This window comes from Scytonema sp. PCC 10023 (genome assembly GCF_963920835.1).
Taxonomy (GTDB): Bacteria; Cyanobacteriota; Cyanobacteriia; order Cyanobacteriales; family Nostocaceae; genus Kalymmatonema.
Window position 1 is genome coordinate 1 of the sequence record NZ_CAWUDP010000083.1, and the last position, 17,390, is coordinate 17,390.

Consider the following 17,390-nt stretch of genomic DNA (forward strand, 5'->3'; position numbering starts at 1 on the left):
TCATGCACGGTTCTGAAGACCAACGGATTTGGTGACAAATTCGTTGAGTTTAATCACTTGGGGGAATGAATTTGCTCCCAAAGGCAAGCGGATGGCTAATACTTGGGAAGGCGAGTTCCCGTGGCAAAACTTAAAGCAGCACTCTCCTGGAGCAGAACCTGTTGGCTCCTATCCTCCGAATGGGTATGGTTTATACGATATGGTAGGCAACGTTTGGGAGTGGACAACTGACTGGTATCGAGACTCTCACCCGGAAAAGAAGACGAAATCTTGCTGTATTCCAGTCAACCCCAGAGGCGGAACACAAGAAGAGAGCTTTGACCCAAATATGGCGCAGACACAAATACCTAGAAAGGTACTTAAGGGTGGTTCCTTCCTCTGTGCGCCTAATTACTGCCAGCGTTATCGACCAGCAGCGCGTCATCCAGAAACAATAGATACATCAACGTGTCATATTGGATTTCGTTGTGTAGTCAATGTGTAGAGCCAAAATTAATATGAACAAAGAACATAGAACACAGTAGTCATACCAATTCTTTGTAAACAAAGCACTTTATCTTCCCTCAGTCTAGAAGACCTCTAGATTTTAAGGATGCAGAGCATCCAACTTCTTGTTCCCAGGCTCAGCCTGGGAACGAGTTAAACGAGTTAGGGAGGCTCCGCCTCATTTTTTAAGAGCATCTTCAGGTCGAATTCCCTGCGTTACCAGCCCCAACCTTTTCTGCTTCGCCAATACTCGGCAAGTCGTTCTTCCCACTGTTTCCAATACTCTGCCATCGCTTCTGGCTCAAACCAAAATACCTCTGCTTCTGTATCTGGTATTGCTACAACTAACAAAGCATGATTCACTTGAATATCATATTCTCGATAACACTCGTTAACTGCTCCCAAATACGCTGTTAATTGTAGTGGATGTTCGTACAAACGCTCAATTGAACCTTTAGGTTTGTCTGCGGTTTTCCACTCGCAAATGCAGGGAATACCTTTATAACTAGCGATACAATCTACTTTGCCAGAGTAGCTCATGTTGTAGTGAAAAACTGAGCCTTCTACAAGTTTCACTGTATCAATTTCTTCTAAAATAGGTTTGATACTTTCCCAATAAGCAACACTACCTTGAGGACAAACAGGGTTTTCGCCAAGTAGAAAACGTTCAATTTGTTTGTGGGTTTGCGTTCCTCGACGACTCGCACCTGTTGAAATTCTCGTAGCTTCTTCTGTTCCAACACGCGCTTTCCAGTTTAATAACCTATCACGTTCCTCTTGTGGTTTGGTGGCATTCAGTATTGTCGTCACACTGGGAAAGCGGTTTCCTTGAGCGTCTACGTAGTATTGTTTACCATTTTCCCGCACAGATTTGCCATTGATGCGGGGTAGCAATTGAGTATCAAAGGGCATTGTATATCGGTGTCAAAAGGTTCCTTTCTATATTTGAGCAATAGGTACGAGGCGATGTTCCTTCGGGGCTGCGCTTTGCGCAATCACTCCGGGCGTGGGCACTTCGTGCCAGCGTGCTCTTAGCGTCCCTTCGGGAAATTGGGCAAACAAGACTGCCGAAGGCAAGCCTCAAACTAACCTACTTTGAAAACAAGTATGCTTAAAGGCATAATTCTCAAATTAGAGGAAAAATTTAGAAATATTTACTAAATTAAGAGTGGCTAGTAAAGTTTTCTCCATAGGAGACAACAAATTGAGCTAATACTGCTTTCAACTTGAGAAAGCGTATACTTCAATACGGTTTTTTTGTCTAGCACATTCTAGACTAGAAATCAAAAAGCTTTATTGTACAATACCGACCAAAAAAATAACGCAGGGTTTGGGGAAAAACAATGAAATATAAAGTATTTGCTGCTTTGGCGATAGTGGCAGCTGTCGTTGGAATAGGAAGCAAGGTTAACGCACAGTCCTCAGTTGCACCAAACTCAAATAGTAAGGATTACACAATTCGAGGAAATTCTTTAACTGGGATAAATAATAGAACAGCTGAGGATGATTTTGCAAGATTTTTTGCAGAAAGAAATTCTCCAAACAATGTTTCACAGCAAAATGTTGGAGAAAACATTTCTCCAGCTGATGCTTGGCAACTTGGCGATCAAATCGAATTACGTCGCAGAGAACCAATCACAACTCCAAATAATCTGATTTTCCCACAAGGAGAAGATTCATTTTACAGTAATGACGGCGTGCAGGTGCAGATTGACTTAGATAACTTAGATAGAAATACAAGAAGGTAGCAACAATTCACTCTCACTCAGTTTTAACCAAAAGTTTTCCTAAAATTTGCCCAAAAATGCCAAAAATTAAAATCCCCTCCAGATTCTAGGGCTGCAACGCCCATAAACCTGGAGGGTTATTCGTTTTGGGATTAATACACCGACTAGTGGCTTGTTTAGACTGATAAGTAGGTCGGTACAAATAAAGTTAACGAGTTTCGGCAGTCATTAGTCATTGGTCATTAGTCATTAGTAAGGGTTAGCGGCGTTTTTACATTTCTTAACGAAGTTCTGTTTATTTCCACCTATCTACTTACCACCGTATTTAATACGCCCTTTTACTTAGGTACTTTTCTCAACAGATAAATCTGCCTACGCTTTGCAGTAGAATTAGACCTTTAGATACAGGAGGGCAAAACGTGACTCGTGTAATTATCGTGCGCCACGGTCAAAGCAGCTATAACACCGAAAAGCGCATACAAGGACGTTCCGATGCGTCCACGTTAACTGAAAAAGGTCGTAGTGATTCTAGTAAAGTAGGCAAAGCCCTCAGTAATATCCTATTTAAAGCAATATACACCAGCCCTCTGCAACGCGCTAAAGATACAGCAGATACCATCTATCATGAACTGGCAACTCATACTGAGCAATCTGCTGTTCCCCAAACTTCTGATAAGTTGCTGGAAATTGACCTGCCTTTATGGCAGGGAATCCTTAGTGCACAAGTGAAGGAGAAGTTTCCTGAAGACTACCGCACTTGGCAGGAAAGCCCCCAGCTGCTGCGGATGTCTGTCAAAGATAGTGAGCAAACAACAGAACATTTTCCTGTTCTTTCGTTGTACGCACAAGCGCGGCAATTTTGGCAAGAAGTTTTATCTCGCCATAAAGGCGAAACTATACTTATCGTGGGGCATAACGGTATCAATCGGGCTCTTTTGAGCACGGCGCTGGGAATTCCTCCAGAACGCTACCATTCCATCCAACAATCTAACTGTAGCGTTAGCGTACTCAATTTTTCTGGGGGATTAGAAGAACCAGTCCAACTAGAATCTCTCAATCAGACGCAACATCTGGGAGAAATTCTGCCTTCCTTGCGCCCAAATCACAACGGTGTAAGATTGTTGCTGGTGCGTCACGGAGAAACTGAGTGGAACCGCCAAACCAGATTTCAAGGGCAAATTGATGTTCCCCTGAACGACAATGGCAAACAGCAAGCGCAAAAAGCCGCTCAATTTCTTAAAGATGTGGAAATTGATTTTGCCGTTAGTAGCACGATGCTACGTCCCAAAGAAACAGCAGAAGTTATCTTGCAGTACCATACTGGTGTAAATTTGGAATTGCAAGATGGTTTAAGGGAAATTAGTCACGGACTTTGGGAAGGAAAATTAGAAGAAGAAATAGAGCAGGAATTTCCAGGAGAGTTGCATCGCTGGCGAACACAACCAGCCCAAGTCCAAATGCCAGAAGGAGAAAATTTGCAGCAAGTGTGGGAACGTAGTGTTGCAACATGGCAATCAATTGTCCAGGCTGCATCTGGAAAGCAACTCAAAACCGGATTGATTGTTGCTCATGACGCTACTAACAAAACCCTGCTTTGTCACGTTCTGGGTTTATCATCAGAACAGTTTTGGAATTTCCGTCAGGGGAATGGCGCAGTCAGTGTTATCGATTACCCCTTGGGAGCAAGTGGTTTACCAGTACTCCAAGCAATGAATATCACCACTCACCTCGGTGGAGGCGTATTGGATAAAACAGCGGCAGGGGCGTTGTAGCATTTAGCAATTAGCTGTCAGCTTTTAGCCGATAGTTGATTCTAAGCTGAAAGTACACAAATGTACAGTTAAGAACATATAAAAGTTAAAAAGCTGATAGCTGATAGCTAATAGTCGGTAGCTAAAATGACAAGAGAACTGCTGCAACAAGTAAGGGTTATCGACCCTGTTTCTGGAACTGACCAAATCGCTGATGTACTCATTGACAATGGCTATATCAGATCTGTTACTCATAATATTTCTGATGTACCCAATGACACTGATGTTAAAGATTGTCATGGCTTAGTTCTTGGACCAGGGTTGGTAGATTTGTATAGCCACTCCGGGGAACCAGGGTTTGAAGAACGCGAAACCCTTTTGTCCCTTTTGCAAGCAGCAGCTGCTGGCGGCTTTACACGAATTAGTATCTTACCCGATACATCCCCAGCCATTGATAACCCTGCTGTGGTCGTAAGCTTAAAAAATGAAGAAACAAGAAATAATAAAGAAGATATTCTTCGATCTTCTTTCTTACCTCTTCCTTCTTTGTACATCTGGGGTGCAATTAGCTTAGATGTTGCTGGCAAGCAAATGACAGAATTGGTAGACTTGGCAGCAGTTGGGGTGGTTGGCTTTACTGACGGTCAGCCCTGGGAAAATTTTGGGCTGGTGCGTCGGGTGTTGGAATATCTCCAGCCTTTGAGGAAACCAGTCGCATTTTGGTGTTGCGATCGCGAATTGATCGGAAATGGGGTAATGCGCGAAGGTCCAAATGCGATTCGTTTAGGGTTGCCTTTTATACCTGCCAGCGCGGAAACTTCTGCGATCGCCGCTTTGTTGGAATTAGTCACCGCCACCAGTACGCCAGTACACATCATGCGTGTCTCGACTGCTCGTAGTGTCGAATTAATTGCAGCAGCCAAAGCCAGAGGTGTCCCCATCACCGCTAGTACCTCTTGGATGCATCTTTTACTTGACACGCAAGCAATAAAAAGTTATAATAGCAGCCTAAAATTGAACCCGCCTTTAGGCAATCCCAGTGACTTGATAGCGTTACGGCAGGCAGTACGGACGGGTGTGATAGATGCTATAGCCATAGACCACACACCTTACACCTACGAAGAAAAAACCGTTGCCTTTGCCGAAGCTCCACCAGGAGCAATTGGTTACGAGCTAGCATTACCCCTTTTGTGGCAGCATTTGGTAGAAACCGGAGAATTCACAGCTTTGGAATTGTGGAAAGCTCTGAGTATGAATCCAGCCAAATGTTTACAACAGAAAACGAGTACGCTTGCACCCGATCAAAAAGCGGAACTGGCTTTATTTGATCCCCAGCAAACCTGGAAAGTCGAAAAGCAAAATCTGTATACACTTTCTAGTAATACATTTTGGTTGGGACAGCAATTAACAGGTCGTGTTGTGCAGACTTGGTGTTAGTTGATTTCAACAAAAAGGCTCTTGCAATTAAGAGTAATCAAAATAAAACCACAGGTGCACACTAGTTATTTATCTGTGTTAATCTGTGTGCATCTGTGGTTCTAAATATCTTTTTATGACTTTAACAGCAAGTCTCATCAAAAACGTAGTTTCTTTTAAACGAATAAGTTAGCAGAAAACTGTATTAATCTTGCTTAACTCAAACCAAGTGCGATCGCCGACAACTCCATCTTGTGGCAAACCTGTATCCTTTTGCAAACGTTTGACTGCGGCTTCTGTACGCCTACCAAACTCACCGTCAATATTACCGTTGAAGTATTCAGCGATCGCCAGTCTTTCTTGAACGTTCTTAACAAGTTCTCCCTTACTATCTTTCTTTAGGATAGGCATATCAACTGGCGCACCCTTAAAAAGCGCCCGCCAAGTTTTATCTGCAACAATTCCATCTTGTAAAAGAAACACCTTACCTTGGAAGAATATGACTGCATTTTTTGTCTGGGAACCAAATATGCCGTCAACAACTTCTTCACCAGGAAATACACAAGCACCGTTGTGATCAAGAGATACGAAAGCACCATATTTTAATAACAGCTTTTGCAGTTCTTTAACAGCTTCACCTTTAGAACCTTCTTTAAGGACAGGTTTGTTAAGTTGAGCAGAGGCGCTTTCTTGATTTGTAAAGGTCATAGTTATTTCTCAATGTGTTTGTATCTGTAGAATCACTGTTTAATTAACCGATTCCGCAAGGAAAACGATGAAAATTCAAAATTTTTCTGTAGAATTGCCTAAAATGCTTATTTCATAGGACTTTTAACCCAAACAGTGTTTTTGGGTGAGTAGCGCTATATCTAAGCCATCTCACGCAAAGAAAGCCTTTGCGGAGTTTGTCAGCTATAAAAGTGTATTCGCGCACAAAATGCCAGACGCTGCTACCGCAGGTACACCTATTCCTGGTGTAGTGCTATCACCCACGCGATACAAACCCCGTATTGGCGTGTGACATCCCGGAAACATCCCCTTACCCGCCTCAATAGCCGGACCGTAACTTCCCCGATACCTTCGTAGATAATAGGCATGAGTTAAGGGTGTGCCGATCAGTTCCAACACAACACGCTCTCTGATATCTGGGATAATCCGCTCTAGAGCACGATATAAAGTTTGAGCTTTCTCACGCTTCTTCTGTTCATACTCAGCGTTCCGTTCCCATCCCGCGTATGGTTCTAAGGTGTAGGCGTGAACCACATGATGTCCCTCTGGGGCAAGTGTTGCATCCCACACACTAGGAATCGATATCATGCAAGTATTTCCTGCTACTGTAATATCCTTGCTAGCGTCGTGAACTACGACGTGATGTCCTGTGAGATTTTCCAAGCCCTCGGCACGGATACCTAAATGTAAATGCATAAAGCTATCAACAACTGCTGTATCCAAAGCAGCTTTGCGGTAGGATGAGGGTAAATCATCGGGATGTAATAATTTGGTGTAAGTGTCCCAGATACTGGCATTAGAAATGACAATGGGTGCGTTGAGGATTTCACCGTTTGTTAACTGAACACCAAAGACTTTGCCAGAATTTACCAGAATTTGCTCGACATGGCATCCTAGGAGCAACTGACCACCCCAACGTTCCAACCCACCCACCAAAGCCTTCACAATAGCCCCACTGCCGCCTACAGGATACTCAACACAGGCACGAGAGCGTTCACCTAACATAAATGCTACCTCTGGGGCAATAGTGCCATGCGCCTTTAAACCAGACAATAAAAAGCATTCCAGGTCGATTAGCCGTCTGACCCAAGGGTCTTGTACTGTTGCATCCATCACATTACCCACAGATGCTTGAACCACGGGCAAATGAGGTAGCATCTTTAACAAAGATGGCAAATAACGTTTAACTAATACAGGAATCACCTGCCAATCTGCCCGCAAAGCCAAGGTAGGAATTCCTTTCATGGCGTCGTACAGTGGTAACAAACGCTCTTCAAACCGTTTGAATTCCTTGGCACCTTGAGGCGTAATTGTCGCTATTTCCTGACGGTAACGCTCAACATTGCCATAAACACTGAAGGTGGCTTCGGGAAAATGGTAATGTCCAAAGGGGTCGTAAGGTACGGCTTCTAAGGATTCGCCCAAAACATCAAAAACTTGTTTGACAGGATTCAAACTTTCGGCACTTGTCAGACCACAATAGAATGAGGGACCAGAATCAAATTCAAATCCCCGTCGTCTGAAGCTATGAGCAGCTCCTCCAGGTATTGTATGGCTTTCACAAACAATCACCCGCTTACCGTAACGAGCAAGTAATGCAGCAGCAGTTAACCCGCCGATACCACTACCGATAACAATGACATCACAAGAGCGCATTTTTGTCATTTGTCCTTTATTATTTGTTATTTGTCCTTTGTTCTTCGTCCTTTGTCAAATGCCTTTTGAATAATGACTCATAACTCATGACTAATGAAAGCGTGACTCATGACTAATGACCAATGACTGAACCGTTGATTGAACTGAAAGGCGTTTCTATATCCTTTGGTACCAATAAGGTTTTAGATAACGTGGATTTGACGATTTACCGAGGAGAAGCATTAGGAATCATCGGTCCTAGTGGTACTGGTAAATCAACAATTTTACGGGTAATCGCTGGGTTAATTGCTCCTGATTCTGGAGAAATTTATGTCCAAGGAGTGCGGCGAGAGGGGTTGATTGAAGATGCTACAAATTTGGTTGGGATTGGCATGGTGTTCCAGCAGGCGGCGTTATTTGATTCTTTGACGGTGGAGGAGAATGTGGGGTTTTCACTTTATCAACACTCAAAACTGCGGCGCTCTCGTATTCGAGAACTGGTTAATGAAAAATTGGAGATGGTAGGGTTATCGGGAATAGGCGATCGCTACCCAGCTGAACTTTCCGGGGGGATGCGAAAACGGGTTAGCTTTGCCCGTGCGATTGTGTCTAACCCCGATAACCCCAAAGACAGACCAGAAGTTTTACTGTACGATGAACCAACAGCCGGGCTTGATCCAATTGCTTCGACGGTGATAGAAGATTTAATCCGGCAATTGCAATGTACACAAGGAGTTTGTAGTACCTACGCCATTGTGACTCACCAACACAGTACCATTCGTCGCACGGCTGACCAGGTGGTGTTTCTCTACCAAGGTAAAGTGCAATGGCAGGGAACTGTCAGTGAAATAGATACTACAGACCATCCTTTGATTAGACAATTTATTAGTGGAAGTGTATCTGGACCGATTCATGTTGTAGGTTAATGGGTGCTAAGCAGCCACTGCGTTGCTCCCGCCAGTACGCTCAAAAGGAGTTTCCCTCAAGAGGAACTGCCGTTTTCCCGTCGTTGAGGAACGTTCGGGTTTCCCCCCAACCCTAGCCCGCACCCTGCCTTAAGCCGCTTTGCCTCTACAAGGAGCGGGAACCCTTTCGCTCTTTGTGCCGACACGAGGGAAAACGCCACTGACAACAAACACCGGCTCACCGCCCAAGGCAGTGGTTCCCCTCCTAGAGCTTATGCTCACCACAAAGGCTGGCTCCTCCGTGGGGACTCCAAAGCCCCCGAGGGGTGTGCAACTAACGTTATTGAATGCTGAATGCTGAGTGAGAATAGGTATACTTAGCACTCACAACTCAGGACTAATTGTTGATAGGAGAAATAAAATGCGATCGCGAACATTTCGAGAAGGTTCTGTCGGGTTGTTGCTCCTGCTAGGACTGGGAGTGTTTGGGTTAATTATTTTGTGGTTGAATAGATTCACTGCTGCTAGCAATTCATACAAAGCTATTGTTGAATTTGCCAACGCTGGCGGGATGCAAAAAGGGGCAGTGGTTCGGTATCGTGGCGTCAAAGTAGGCACTATTTCTGCTATTCGACCGCGACCAAACAACGTTGAGGTGGAAATTGATATTACCAAATCCGACCTGATCATTCCCAGCAATGTCATAGTTGAGGCTAATCAGTCCGGACTGATTGGTGAAATCTTTGTTGACATTACACCAAAAACAGAGCTTCCCCCTGGGGTTGTTGTTGCTAAACCCTTGGACAAAAATTGCAACCGCGACATGATTGTGTGTAATGGCTCTCGCTTAAAAGGTCAGATTGGTATTAGTACCGATGAACTTATTCGCAGCAGCACCGAGCTAGCTACTGTATACTCTAAGCCAGAGTTTTATAAAAACGTTAACAGAGCTGTGGAAAATACTGCTGTAGCTGCAGCAAGTGTCGCTGAATTAACTCGCAACCTCAATGTTGCAAGCAAAAGCTTGCAACAACAGCTCAACAACTTTGCCGCGACTACCAATACAGTGCAACGAGCGACAACTCAACTCAGTACATCCTCCACAAGAACCTTAAATCAAATCGGTACCACAGCAAATCGATTTGGTAATACCGCAGAGCAATTCGGTGCAACCGCTAGAGAACTTCGTTCAACCACCAGTCAAGTTAATAAGCTGGTTAACAACCTCGATACTCTGGTGACAAGCAACCGTTCTTCGCTGGTTGCGACATTAAACAATATCACTGAAACTAGCAAAGAACTGCGCCAGACAGTTAGCAGCCTATCACCTGCTGTCAATCGTGTTACCCAAGGAGAATTAATCAAAAATTTAGAAACTCTGTCTGCTAATGCTGCACAGGCTTCTACGAATTTGCGCGAGGTGACTAATAGCCTGAACAATCCTAATAACGTGTTGGTACTGCAACAAACTTTAGATTCTGCTCGCGTGACATTTGAAAACACCCAAAAAATTACATCTGATTTGGATGAATTGACCGGAGATCCAGCTTTTCGGCAAAATCTACGGCAATTGGTAAATGGTTTGAGTAGCTTAGTGTCCTCTACACAGCAGATGCAGCAGCAAGTGCAAGTTGCAGATTCTCTAGATTCAGTCAAAGCTGTCATTTCCAACCACAATGCTGCAATTTCCGCACCGAATACAAATCAACAGCAGATAAAGTTTAATCTCTCACCGACTGCTGCTAAAAGTGCTGGCAAAACGTTTCAACCTACCACTATTACCTTGACGAATCCTACCCAAACCAGCAATCCAGATTTGTTAAGATTTAAGACCTCAAACACTGCTGTTAACAGTGATGACAAAACATTTCAACCTAGCGCTATTATCTTTACTCCCACACAAAGCAGCAATCAAGATTCGTTAAGATTTAATATTTCAAACACTGCTGTTAACAGTGCTGGCAAACAGCCTCCTCGACCTACCACTAGTCCAATGGCTCCTTTTGCATCTCAAGAAAACCTCTTGAGGCAATTGAGGGAGCATCGGGAGCAGGGGAAGTTGGGAGAATAGCGAGTAGGAGGAGATGAGGGAGATGAGGGAGATGAGAAAGATAATTTGTCACTTTTGGTGGTTGACTAATTCCAATCTTCTTCTTCTTTTTTGCCCCGACTTTTGTAAATGCCCCCAAGGCTGTGTAAGGAGCGTGTTTTCTCAAAAAGTTCTTGTTCGCTAAGACCCCACTGCTGTAAGACTTTATCCAAGTCGCTTTGGATGTCTCTTGCACCAGGAAAGCCTTGGTAGCGGATTCGCAATCTCGCTAGTTCTGCTAAATTATGATCAGTCGCCTCACCAATTAGTAAATTCTCAACGATAGGGCGATCGCGATTGTACAGTGGATGCTGTTGGTCTTTATTTGCTTTGCTCATATATTTTATTTTTGTGATTTGGATTTTAGATGGGGAATTGTTAGAGACGCGCTGTTGAAGCGTCTGTACATCTGTTAGTTGTCAAAAAAGTATCACTAACCACCAAGAACTTACTACTCATCAAACACCCGTCTTTATAGCTCTGTGTCTCGACTGACGGCAAACACACCTCAACTCTTACGGCTCTCACCACTGTCACTCGATTTTGAATAAAGATACATTGTCATTAAGAAAGTACACAAATGTTAAGGTGAGGGTGAATCACCAAAGAGTGCTGAGCAATGAGTGTTGAGTGAGCAGTAAAATTTCACCCAAATCGGAAATGACTCGCCAATTCACAAACTCAGATCTTAGCACAACTGAAATCACCCAAAGCCCAAGCAGCAAGGGAGCAAGAACCCGATATGTTTGAACACTTCACATCCGAAGCTATTAAAGTCATTATGCTCGCCCAGGAAGAAGCGCGTCGCCTGGGGCACAACTTCGTCGGAACGGAGCAAATTCTCCTGGGGCTGATTGGAGAAGGAACAGGGATTGCTGCCAAAGTGCTGACCGACTTGGGCGTTACTCTCAAAGACGCACGTCGCGAAGTAGAAAGAATTATTGGTCGGGGTTCTGGCTTTGTACCCCCGGAAATTCCTTTTACCCCCAAGGTGAAAAGCCTTTTCGAGCAAGCGTTTAAAGAAGCTCGGAGCCTGGGACATAACCATATAGGTACTGAACACTTACTCTTGGGATTGACTGAGGCTGGTGAAGGTGTCGCCGCTAAAGTACTACAAAATTTGGGACTTGATTTGTCGCAAGTCCGCACCGCAGTAATTCGTCAGTTAGGTGAAGCCACATCTGTTTCCACAGGTCGCGGTGGTAGTCAAAGACGCACCCAAACTCTCAGTTTAGAGGAATTTGGTAGAAATCTTACTAAGCTAGCAAAAGAAGGCAAGATCGACCCAGTTGTCGGTCGTGAGAAGGAAATTGAGCGTGCTGTTCAAATTCTTGGTCGCCGTACCAAGAATAACCCCGTGTTGATTGGGGAACCAGGAGTTGGTAAAACAGCGATCGCCGAAGGTCTAGCTCAACGGATTATTAACCAAAATGTCCCCGACATTCTACAAGACAAGGAAGTCATCAGCCTTGACATGGGATCACTGGTGGCAGGGACTCGCTTCCGTGGCGATTTTGAAGAACGCATTAAGAAAGTCATGGATGAAATCCGCACAGCGGGCAATATCATCCTGGTGATAGATGAAATTCACACTTTAATTGGCGCAGGCGGCACAGAAGGCGGCATGGATGCTGCTAACATCCTCAAGCCAGCACTTGCAAGAGGTGAACTGCAATGTATTGGTGCAACGACTCTTGATGAGTACCGTAAGCATATCGAACGCGATGCCGCTCTAGAGCGTCGTTTCCAACCGATTATGGTAGGCGAACCATCGGTTGAGGAAACTATCGAGATATTATACGGTTTGCGCTCTGCTTACGAGCAGCATCATAAAGTTCAAATCTCTGATGCAGCCCTAGTTGCCGCAGCTAAGTTGTCAGACCGCTACATCAGCGATCGCTTCTTACCTGATAAAGCGATCGACTTGATTGATGAAGCAGGAAGCCGCGTTCGTCTGCGGAATTCTATGAAGTCAGCTGATCGCGAACTCAAGCGCGAATTGGCGCTAGTGACAAAGGAAAAAGACCAAGCTGTCAGAACTCAGGACTTTGACAAAGCTGGACAACTGCGTGACAAGGAGTTGGAACTCGAAACTCAATTGCGTGAGACACAAACTGATAAATCTGTCAATAGCCCCATCGTTGATGAGGAAGACATTGCTCAGATTGTGGCTTCATGGACTGGCGTCCCAGTGAACAAGATCACTGAATCCGAATCAGAGTTGCTGCTGCACTTAGAAGACACTCTCCACCAGCGTCTTATCGGTCAAGAGCAAGCAGTTACCGCAGTTTCCAAAGCTATCCGTCGCGCTAGAGTTGGGTTAAAGAATCCCAATCGACCAATTGCGAGCTTTATCTTCTCTGGTCCTACAGGAGTCGGTAAGACAGAATTGACGAAAGCATTGGCTTCCTACTTCTTCGGTTCCGAAGAAGCGATGATTCGCCTAGATATGTCCGAATTCATGGAACGCCACACCGTCTCCAAACTCATTGGTTCACCTCCTGGTTACGTCGGATACGACGAAGGCGGACAGTTAACCGAAGCCGTGCGGCGCAAACCCTACACAGTAGTGCTGTTCGACGAAATCGAAAAAGCACACCCCGATGTGTTCAATATGCTGCTGCAAATCTTGGAAGACGGTCGCCTCACCGATGCTAAAGGTCGAACCGTGGACTTCAAGAACACGCTGATTATCATGACTTCCAACATCGGTTCTAAGGTGATTGAGAAAGGTGGCGGTGGTTTGGGCTTCCAGTTCGCCGAAGATGAAGCTGAAGCTAGTTACAACCGCATCAAAACGCTGGTGAACGAGGAACTCAAAGGTTTCTTCCGTCCAGAATTCCTCAACCGTCTCGACGAGATTATCGTCTTTACTCAGCTTAAGAAAGATGAAGTCAAGCAAATTGCTGACATCATGCTACGCGAAGTCACAAGCCGCTTGACTGAGAAGGGAATTAGTTTAGAAGTGAGCGATCGCTTCAAAGACCGTGTGTTGCAAGAAGGCTACAACCCCAGCTACGGTGCTAGACCGTTACGTCGAGCAATTGTGCGCCTCCTGGAAGATTCTTTAGCTGAGGCGATGCTCTCTGGTCAAATCGGAGAAGGCGACACAGCCGTTGTGGATGTTGACGATGACGGTCAAGTCAGAGTTGGTAAGTCGGAGAAACCAGAGTTGTTACTCGCAAATGTTGGCTAAAATTCGTACCACGTCACTTTTAGCTCTAACATTTGAACCCCTGGCTGACCTAAGGGAGCCATAGAGGCTTCCCAGTACACATCTGATGAAATAGTGATAGTAATTTTTTTCCCTGGTATCTTTACCAGGGATTTTTTTGTGTAGTAAAGACAACACAGCAGCTGATACCAATTCAAAAAATGTTTGCAACACATCCATACGTAGAGACGCGCTGTTTGAAGCGTCTCTACAAAATCTATTTGTCACATTCTTTTTTCAAAATAGTGTGAGTTTTTGAGATCTGGTCTTCTAAAACATTGAAATTCTTGATTGTAATGATTTGTAAAAATAAGAAAGTTTTGCGTAAAATTTACTTCATCAACCCGAGATATGTATGGGCGAAAGCTTCTCCCAACCTCAAATACAACACAAAGATTGCGAAATCACAGAAAAACCTCAGGAGAACCCTAAATGGTAATAGCTCAAAGTAACACCACTTTTACTGCAGATGCAGCGATTGTGATTCAAGGCGCTAATAACATCCAAACTTTGGCGATCGCAGAGAGAAACCTCATTGAAGGGACTGACAACCCAGATATCATTTTTGGCACACAAGGAAATGATGAAATCAGGGCTAAAGGAGGCGACGATATCCTGTTAGGTACCACAGGCGATGATTTACTCGATGGTGGCGCTGGGTTTGATACTGTAGATTACAGCAACTTAGGACAAGCTATTACGCTGTTTCCCAGAGGTGCGATTGCCCTTTGGGCACTGCGCTCCGCGCAATCGGCGAAGGAAACTCAAGTGGAGGTCAACTCCAAAGCATTGAGAGAATTGTTGCGGCTGCTGGTCAACCAAATGCGATTGATGCTTCCAATAGTACAGGAGGAGCATCCTTGGATGTCAACTTGGGAGCAAATCAACTCACTGTAAACAATATCCCCAATATCGGTTCGATTAGCTTTACGGTGGAAAACTTTGTTAATGTCAAGGGAACGCCTTTTGATGACAGTATTATCGGCAGTGGTGGCAACAATACTCTTGATGGGTTGGGTGGCAATGATACTTTAACTGGTGGTCTAGGTAACGACACACTCCTGGGTGGAGATGGGAATGATATCTTACAAGGTACCACAAACGCACCAACCGTAAGTTCAAACGAGCAAGATGTCCTCACAGGCGGATCTGGTTCAGACAGATTCATTCTCGGCAATGCTTCTGGTTCCTTCTACAAATTTGCTGGTGACAATGACTTTGCTCAAATCACAGACTTCTCCTCTGGCGATCAGATTCAATTGGGAACAGGAGATGTTTACAATGTCCAACGAAATGATGCTGGATTTGACGTATTTGTGGTAACAAACGGCGTGAGAGATTTAATCGCGGATGTCACGGTCATAACAGGAACGGGAACGGCAACGAATACAAATACGGCGGCATTCTTGGCTGGTTCTGATACTACTGCTGTCTCTATTTTGGATACTCTACCTGAAGGGAATTTCCAACTGACTTCTGGACAGACTTTAGGTAACTTTGTAGGTGCATAGCTTTGTACAGTGCCAATGTAATGTTTGTCTGATGTCAAAGGGCGATTTCGCAGAGCGAGAGTGCCCTCACGGGCGATCGCCTTGAGTACGCTTTGTGCTATCAAAGAAGCTTATACGGGCGATCGCTCATACCCCATCGCCCAAGCGCAATTTTTCAAATTGTACTAACGAGTTAGATATTTTGTTTGCTTCAAAATCATCCCGACCAAAAAGCCAATAATTACCCCAGAAGTATGACCAACAAAACTAATTTGTGGGGTTGTGTTGTCAAAGATGGCTTGCAGCACAATAAGTGTCAAAATTCCTCGCAAACTTCTAGCAGCTAGGCGCGTTTTTTTCCTTAGCCAATCGTGTAATAAGACAGCGGCAAAAGCACCAACAAGACCCATTACACATCCAGATGCACCCACGACAAAATCAGCTTGAGAATAGCCCATAACTGACATATAAGTAACAGCCAGCATTGAGCCAATTGCACAAGTGAAGTACAATAGTAAAAAGCGCGGTATTCCTAGGGCAAATTCCACCAAGCGACCAAATAAATAAAGACCAAGCATATTTAGTAATAGGTGCAAGAAACCGAAGTGAAGAAAAGCGGCGCTTAACAAGCGCCACCAACTTCCAGTCAGAACTTCTTCTGGCACTAACGCACCTAAACGGTATAAGTTATTAACGTTGGTGCTACCTCCAAGTTTCACCTCAACAGCAAAGGCAAGTACATTCAAACTGATAATTAAATATGTGGCAATTGGATGACGTGGCTTCAAGCTGATACCGCTATATGTTGCCTCATACTCCATTTCTCTAATAATTCTGGATAAAATCTGTTGGGATTTCTCAGTAAGTACTGATTCAGCTACAACCACAGGACTGGACAAACGCCTTGCTACTGCGTTGCGGATGCGAACATCACTGCTATCAGCTATACTCAAAAATTGCTCACGAGCTATGAGGTCATCTCCCGCCGCTTGGTCAACTGTTGCTAGCCAAAATAATTTGATGGTGTTTGAATAGTTTGCCAGTGAACCACTGAGTAATCTTGCTACCTGTTCTGTTTGACCGCAAAAGGCTAGCACCAACATACGTGCAAAATCGCGCGTTCTCAAGTTAGGTATTTTCTCCAGGCTACCCTCATAGCGCTCCCAAGCTTCGAGCATACCATTCAAGTCGCCAGTCTCACCGAGCGCTCTTATGTAGCCGCTCAGCATATCGAAATCCTTCCGCAATACTGCTTCTGGTACGTTATCCTGTATCCACACCAGCAGTTCTTCCCAACGAGCATCCATTTGGTAAAGGGTGACGGTTGCACAGCGACCAGTCGGTGTTGTAGCAGTTTGATAACGGTCTAGAATTGCAATAGCTTCAGCCATTGCTCCACGCTGACTTAATTCCATAGCGTGTAACAATTTCGGTTGCTCGCGCCAACCATCTAACGGATGAAGCCAGGAAATAAAGCTAGCTACTCTGCTTGCTTGACCAAAACGTTGTTCAGCAATAAGTTGGTCAACTTTCCTGTTACCAATGTTGGGCACGATGACTAGAATCGCCCACAAGCATGCACCAATCAAGCCACCCAGGGATGGAGTCAGATACAACAAAACTGCAACTGCAACCAAGATTAATCCTGACACTATAATCCAGCCACGATTATTCTTAGCAGAAATACGAGATGCACTCATCATGGTCGAGATGCATGATAGACACACTAGCCAAATCAGTATGTGATTGAGATCCATCGGATTGACACCAATCAGGAAATCCCTGGTTGTAGAGCAATTACTATTATGATTCCTTTTTCAGGATGCCTGTATTACACTAATACAAAAGCTGTGCTTGCTCTGTTTACGAAGACATACAAAGATTTTTATAAACAAAATGCTAAGTAGAGTCTTCCTCCCCTCTGGTTGCAGGAGAGGGGGTGGGGCAA

Annotated in this window: 15 protein-coding genes; 10 read left to right on the top strand and 5 right to left on the bottom strand. The window is 44.5% G+C overall.

Going from position 1 to position 17,390, the window contains the following annotated elements:
- Positions 1–31: 31 nt before the first annotated feature.
- Positions 32–484, top strand: a complete 453-nt coding sequence (locus ACM0OZ_RS35710) for a formylglycine-generating enzyme family protein (protein WP_414587607.1) — start codon at positions 32–34, stop codon at positions 482–484.
- A gap of 218 nt (positions 485–702) precedes the next feature.
- Here the strand turns inward: ACM0OZ_RS35710 and ACM0OZ_RS35715 are convergent, their stop codons facing one another.
- The gene (locus ACM0OZ_RS35715; RefSeq protein ID WP_414587575.1) at positions 703–1,398 is read right to left on the bottom strand and encodes a PD-(D/E)XK nuclease family protein; all 696 of its coding nucleotides are present in this window, start codon (positions 1,396–1,398) and stop codon (positions 703–705) included.
- Positions 1,399–1,829: 431 nt separating this feature from the next.
- Here ACM0OZ_RS35715 and ACM0OZ_RS35720 point away from each other — a divergent pair, with 431 nt between their 5' ends.
- The 3 genes from ACM0OZ_RS35720 to ACM0OZ_RS35730 all read left to right on the top strand — a co-directional run bounded on the left by ACM0OZ_RS35720 (position 1,830) and on the right by ACM0OZ_RS35730 (position 5,401).
- The gene (locus ACM0OZ_RS35720; RefSeq protein ID WP_414587576.1) at positions 1,830–2,234 is read left to right on the top strand and encodes a hypothetical protein; all 405 of its coding nucleotides are present in this window, start codon (positions 1,830–1,832) and stop codon (positions 2,232–2,234) included.
- 398 nt (positions 2,235–2,632) lie between these two features.
- Positions 2,633–3,985, top strand: a complete 1,353-nt coding sequence (locus tag ACM0OZ_RS35725) for a histidine phosphatase family protein (RefSeq protein ID WP_414587577.1) — start codon at positions 2,633–2,635, stop codon at positions 3,983–3,985.
- Between the two features lie 126 nt (positions 3,986–4,111).
- Positions 4,112–5,401 carry a dihydroorotase gene (locus ACM0OZ_RS35730; protein ID WP_414587578.1) on the top strand — a complete coding sequence of 430 codons (1,290 nt, stop codon included), beginning with the start codon at positions 4,112–4,114 and terminating at the stop codon, positions 5,399–5,401.
- 168 nt (positions 5,402–5,569) lie between these two features.
- Here ACM0OZ_RS35730 and ACM0OZ_RS35735 read toward each other — a convergent pair whose 3' ends face one another.
- The gene (locus tag ACM0OZ_RS35735) at positions 5,570–6,088 is read right to left on the bottom strand and encodes a peptidoglycan-binding domain-containing protein (RefSeq protein ID WP_414587579.1); all 519 of its coding nucleotides are present in this window, start codon (positions 6,086–6,088) and stop codon (positions 5,570–5,572) included.
- 204 nt (positions 6,089–6,292) lie between these two features.
- A complete protein-coding gene (locus ACM0OZ_RS35740; protein WP_414587608.1) occupies positions 6,293–7,765 on the bottom strand; it encodes a phytoene desaturase family protein in 1,473 nt (490 codons plus the stop codon).
- A 122-nt stretch (positions 7,766–7,887) separates the two neighbouring features.
- Between ACM0OZ_RS35740 and ACM0OZ_RS35745 the strand changes: the two genes are divergently transcribed.
- Both ACM0OZ_RS35745 and ACM0OZ_RS35750 read left to right on the top strand, forming a co-directional pair.
- Entirely contained in the window at positions 7,888–8,670 is a 783-nt protein-coding gene (locus ACM0OZ_RS35745) for an ABC transporter ATP-binding protein (protein ID WP_414587580.1), read from the top strand.
- Positions 8,671–9,070: 400 nt separating this feature from the next.
- Positions 9,071–10,720, top strand: coding sequence for an MlaD family protein (locus ACM0OZ_RS35750; protein WP_414587581.1), 1,650 nt, complete (start codon positions 9,071–9,073; stop codon positions 10,718–10,720).
- Positions 10,721–10,785: 65 nt separating this feature from the next.
- Here ACM0OZ_RS35750 and ACM0OZ_RS35755 read toward each other — a convergent pair whose 3' ends face one another.
- The gene (locus ACM0OZ_RS35755; RefSeq protein WP_414587582.1) at positions 10,786–11,076 is read right to left on the bottom strand and encodes a DUF3288 family protein; all 291 of its coding nucleotides are present in this window, start codon (positions 11,074–11,076) and stop codon (positions 10,786–10,788) included.
- Positions 11,077–11,480: 404 nt separating this feature from the next.
- Between ACM0OZ_RS35755 and ACM0OZ_RS35760 the strand changes: the two genes are divergently transcribed.
- From ACM0OZ_RS35760 to ACM0OZ_RS35775, 4 genes are all read left to right on the top strand, one after another.
- A complete protein-coding gene (locus ACM0OZ_RS35760; protein ID WP_414587583.1) occupies positions 11,481–13,934 on the top strand; it encodes an ATP-dependent Clp protease ATP-binding subunit in 2,454 nt (817 codons plus the stop codon).
- 450 nt (positions 13,935–14,384) lie between these two features.
- Positions 14,385–14,849 (top strand): hypothetical protein, encoded by a 465-nt coding sequence (locus tag ACM0OZ_RS35765; RefSeq protein ID WP_414587584.1) that lies wholly within the window; start codon positions 14,385–14,387, stop codon positions 14,847–14,849.
- Positions 14,813–15,463 carry a calcium-binding protein gene (locus ACM0OZ_RS35770; RefSeq protein ID WP_414587585.1) on the top strand — a complete coding sequence of 217 codons (651 nt, stop codon included), beginning with the start codon at positions 14,813–14,815 and terminating at the stop codon, positions 15,461–15,463. Before ACM0OZ_RS35765 ends, ACM0OZ_RS35770 begins: the two co-directional genes overlap by 37 nt.
- Positions 15,464–15,487: 24 nt before the next feature.
- The gene (locus tag ACM0OZ_RS35775) at positions 15,488–15,631 is read left to right on the top strand and encodes a hypothetical protein (RefSeq protein ID WP_414587586.1); all 144 of its coding nucleotides are present in this window, start codon (positions 15,488–15,490) and stop codon (positions 15,629–15,631) included.
- Here the strand turns inward: ACM0OZ_RS35775 and ACM0OZ_RS35780 are convergent.
- Complete coding sequence (locus tag ACM0OZ_RS35780; protein ID WP_414587587.1) at positions 15,628–17,145, bottom strand: rhomboid family intramembrane serine protease; 1,518 nt, start codon at positions 17,143–17,145, stop codon at positions 15,628–15,630. The genes ACM0OZ_RS35775 and ACM0OZ_RS35780 overlap by 4 nt on opposite strands.
- Between the last annotated feature and the right edge of the window lie 245 nt (positions 17,146–17,390).